General features: G+C 70.4%; 2 protein-coding genes. One reads left to right on the forward strand and one right to left on the reverse strand.

All coding sequences use genetic code 11. The features are described from left to right. Positions 1 to 61 precede the first annotated feature (61 nt). Complete coding sequence (locus tag DBR34_RS06930) at positions 62 to 1,105, forward strand: hypothetical protein (protein ID WP_128096246.1); 1,044 nt, start codon at positions 62 to 64, stop codon at positions 1,103 to 1,105. A 56-nt stretch (positions 1,106 to 1,161) separates the two neighbouring features. Here DBR34_RS06930 and DBR34_RS06935 read toward each other — a convergent pair. Then, positions 1,162 to 2,743, reverse strand: a 1,582-nt coding sequence (locus DBR34_RS06935) for a serine hydrolase domain-containing protein (RefSeq protein WP_219928227.1), incomplete at its 5' end; no start/stop codon positions are given.

The raw sequence follows: 2,743 nt of genomic DNA on the forward strand, positions 1-2,743 counted from the left end.
CCCTTGCGCCATAATCAGTGGTTGCTTTCCAACTTTCCACGTACCGCTACCGAGACCCTGGATGTCCCCACCCTCCCCACGCTCCACCGAGGCGATACCCGCCGAACTCCACTCCCGCTTGCAGGCCGACCTCACCCGCCAACGCGCCGCCGGCAACCTGTGGCTGTTGATCGCCGTCTGCCTGGCCGTTGCGATCACCGCCTACTTCGGTTGGCGGGGCCTGCACCGCGCGCATGCCGCGCCCACCTGGGTGCCGATGATGCTGGCGGCAGCGGTAGGCGTGGCGGGCATTGTCGCGGCGGTCCTGGTGCGGCAGCGTCGCCCGGTGTGGGTGCGCGAGGCACTGGCATCGGGCCAGGTGGCGGTGATGGACGGTGCGCTGCAGGTCGCCGAGATCCTCCCTCAGCAGGCGCGTTTCGAGCGGGCGCCACGTGCTTACGTGGTGGGCGACTACCGCCACCCGGTGCTGGAGGAGTCGCCCGGGACTGACGCACTATCCGGCTTCGTGCCGCAGCACGTAATGGGGCCTGCGCCGGGCACGCCCTTGCGGTTGGTATGGAGCGCGGCGCATCCCGGTCACCTGCTGCAGGTGGACTACCCGGGGATGGCGGCGGTGGCCGACGCGCCCGCAGTGATGGAGGCGCAGGATTGGCACGACCTCTGCGCCCGCCCGCGGGCGGCGCTGCGTGCAGGGGCATGGCTGGGCGCGGCCATGGTGGCCGGGCTGGCCGCCATGGCGTTGTTGCTGCCCACCGTGAGCCGCGGTTTCAGCGTGTGGCTGTGGGTCGGGCTGCTGGTGCTCACGGTGTGGCTGCTGGGCACCTGGGTGCCTGCCCTGCGCATGTGGCTGCAGCGCGACACGGTGCGCCGCCACACGATGACCGGGCCGGTGCAGGAGGTGATGCGGGCGCGTCGCAACGACGGCCGCCAGGGCGTGGAGCACGCACTGTTCGCGCGGGTGGGCGGCGAGTGGCATCTGCTGCAGACCGCCGGCAGTGCCAGCGGGCTACAGGCCACCGTGGCGCCGGGTACGCCGCTCAGCATCTCCTACGCGGTGCTTGGCGCGCGCCGCGTGCAACTGCGCCATTCCGCATCCGCAGACTGAGGGGACCCCTCACCGGTCGTGCGCGGCAGCTTGGTTGGCCGCCGCGCACGTCACTGTCACTTGCGCACGTAGTACGCACGCGCCTCGGCATGCACCACGCTCAATGCGTTGACCTTGCCCCACGCATCGCGGTGGAACTCGATCTGCAGTCCGTCGATGTCCGGTGACACGAAGCGGTTCGGGGCAAGCGGCAGCACTTGTCCGTCCTGCGGCCTCCCGGCGACGCCCACGCGCACCTGCCCGTTGGCCACCTTCACCTGCAATGCCGGAATGTCGAAGATGTCGGCCAGGGCGCGGCGATGCGCCATGGACACGGTGCGGTCCTGCTCGAACACGCCGGCGTAGTCGGCATAGGCCGGTGCGCGCAGGTCCAGCGCGACAGGGCGGACGGGCGGGTTCACGCCACGGCCCAGCGCATCGGACAGGGCATTGCGGATCTCGGTGGTGAGCTCGGCGCCGTTCTCGCCATTGGTGAGGATGACCAGGCCGTCGCCGGTTTCCAGGTAGCCTTCAATCCAGGCGCGGTAGCTGTCGTTGGAGCCGCCGTGGTGGAAGATGCGGGTGGCGCCGCTGCCGTCCAGGCGCGGGCCCAGACCATGCCAGCTTGGCGATACCTCGGTCATCATGTCGATGGCGATCGGTTGCGGCAGGAAGCCGCCCGGGTCGCGATAGCTGTTGGTCAACGCCGCTACGAAGGCGGCCAGGTCGTTGGCGCTGGTCCACAGGCCCGACGCGCCGGCTTCGGGGAACGACTGCCAGCCGCGCGGCAGGGCAGTGGGCGCGCCGTCGCCGTCGTGGGCCTTGGCGATGTTGTCGAGGGTGTCCGGCGGGGTGGTGAAGCGGCTGCGCTGCATGTGCAGCGGGGCGAACACCTGCGCGCGGGCCAGTGTGTCCAACGGCTGGCCGCTGACATCTTCAAGCACCTTCTGTTCCACCATTACCCCGCCGCCGGAGTAGTCGCCGCGTTCGCCGGGTGCATGGATCAGGCGTACCGGTGTGTTCTTCGCCGGGGCGATACCGTCCAGCGTCTGCAGCAGCGTGGGCAGCGGTTCGCCCGGCAGGTAGTCGGCAAAGCCGTGCACGCCCAGCCCGGCGGTGTGCGACATCAGCATGCGCAGGCTTGCCTGCGGGGTCGGGGTGGTGGGTGTCGCCGGTATCTTCCAGCTGCGCAGGTAGGTGTTGATGTCCTGGTCCAGCGCGAGGCTGCCATCGGCCACCAGGCGCAACGTGGTGGCCGCAGTGATGACCTTGCTGACCGAGCCCACCGAGAACAACGTGTCTGCGTTCACGGCATCGCGGCTGCCCGCCTGGCGCAGGCCGTAGCCGGCGCTGTGCACCAGCTTGCCATCCCGCAGCACCGCGATGGCTACACCGGGCACGTGGTAATGCGCCATGCGCGCCTGCAGCGACCAGCCCGGCAGCGGATCGCTGGCGGGCACCACGCTGGGGCGCAGGCCGGTGGTCAGCGCGCTGTCGATGGCGGTGTCGCGGCGGTCCGCGGCGTAGGCGGGCAGGGCCAGCAGCAGTGAGAGCGTGGTGGCCACTGCGCCGCGCAGCAGGACGTGGCGGGGTGGCAGCACGGAGGCGGCAAGGGAAGTGCGACGGATCGAAACCATGCGGGACCTCGGGGTGCGGTGT

Source organism: Stenotrophomonas sp. HMWF003, from assembly GCF_003061285.1.
Taxonomy (GTDB): Bacteria; Pseudomonadota; Gammaproteobacteria; order Xanthomonadales; family Xanthomonadaceae; genus Stenotrophomonas; species Stenotrophomonas maltophilia_AP.